The organism is Kitasatospora sp. NPDC057198 (assembly GCF_042670125.1).
GTDB lineage: Bacteria > Actinomycetota > Actinomycetes > Streptomycetales > Streptomycetaceae > Kitasatospora.
This window is the reverse complement of record NZ_JBHUWH010000857.1, coordinates 1-1451: the sequence shown is the minus strand read 5'-3', so window position 1 is coordinate 1451 and position 1451 is coordinate 1. Positions and strand designations below refer to the sequence as shown.

The window sequence follows — 1451 nt, the reverse complement described above, 5'->3', positions numbered from 1 at the left end:
GGAGGCTAGGGGGCCGCGGCGCGGCGCGTCAATGAAAACTACCGAACTTCGATCGGAAACTTCGGACCCCGGCTGCGCCAGGAGTTTCCCCAGCCCACTCGGGCTGGGGCAAGGGGGATCCCGAGGAATCGTTCAACTTCTGAGGTGTGCAGCCTTATTGACTGGGGGCGATTTGCCGCACTAGCTTCATGGAAGTTCGATCGAGTTTTCGAAACTTTCGACACTCCTCGCCCTCCCCCACCCAGGAGTCCGCTGTGAAGCTACGCCGTTCACTCGCGGCCGCGGCCGCCACCGCCGCCGTCCTCGCGCTCGCCCCGTCCGCGATCGCCACCGCCGCCCCGAACAAGCACCCCAAGCCCGCGGCCGACTCCCTGCGGGCCCTGGGCGCCCAGCAGAAGCTCGGCATCGGCACCGCCGTCGACGACGCCCACCTCGGCAGCGACCAGCCGTACACCGCCATCGTCGCGGACCAGTTCTCGGTCGTGACGGCGGAGAACGCCATGAAGTGGGAGTCGGTGGAGCCCACCCGGGGCAGCTACGACTGGGCCGCCGCCGACCGGCTGGTGGCCTTCGCCGAGCAGCACGGCCAGCAGGTGCGCGGGCACACCCTGCTCTGGCACAACCAGCTGCCGTCCTGGCTCACCAGCGGCGTCGCCGACGGCAGCATCAGCAAGGACCAGCTGCGCGAGATCCTGCACAAGCACGTCACCGACGAGGTCACCCACTTCCGCGGCAAGATCTGGCAGTGGGACGTCGCCAACGAGGTGTTCGCCAACTCCTGGGACCCGAACCCGCTGCCCAACGGCCTGAACGGCGACGACTTCTGGATCAAGAACCTCGGCGAGGGCGTCCTCGCCGACGTCTTCCGCTGGGCCCACCAGGCCGACCCGAAGGCCCTGCTCTTCTACAACGACTACAACATCGCCGGCCAGGACGGCAGCAACGCCAAGTTCCAGGCCGTGCACGACTACGCCGCCGAGCTCGTCGCCCAGGGCGTCCCGATCAACGGCATCGGCGAGCAGGGCCACCTGGACACCCAGTACGGCTTCGACGGCAAGCTCTTCCAGTCCGACCTCCAGGCGTACGGGGACCTCGGCCTGAAGGTCGCCGTCACCGAGGCCGACGTGCGCACCTTCGTGAACAACGCCACCGAGCAGGTGCCGACCAGCCAGCTGGCCGCCTTCGCCCAGCCCTACGAGTTCTCCCAGATGCTGACCGCCTGCCAGCTGGTCGACCAGTGCATCTCGTTCACCGCCTGGGGCGTGTACGACGGCGACTCCTGGATCCCCGGCACCTTCGCCGGCACCGGCTACGGCCTGCTCTACGACGTCAACATGGCCCCCAAGCCCGCCTACTACGCCCTCCAGCAGGACCTCCAGCTGGCCGCCGGCAAGTCCAAGCACTGACCCCGGCCCCACCGACCCGGCCCGCCGGAGCGCCCTGTGGGGGGC

Annotated in this window: 1 protein-coding gene; it reads left to right on the top strand. The window is 68.8% G+C overall.

The annotated features are described in order from the left end of the window. The first annotated feature begins 254 nt into the window (after positions 1 to 254). Positions 255 to 1406: an endo-1,4-beta-xylanase gene (locus tag ACFUEL_RS39665; RefSeq protein ID WP_380243079.1), complete on the top strand. Its 1152-nt coding sequence runs from the start codon at positions 255 to 257 to the stop codon at positions 1404 to 1406. The last annotated feature ends 45 nt before the right edge of the window (positions 1407 to 1451 follow it).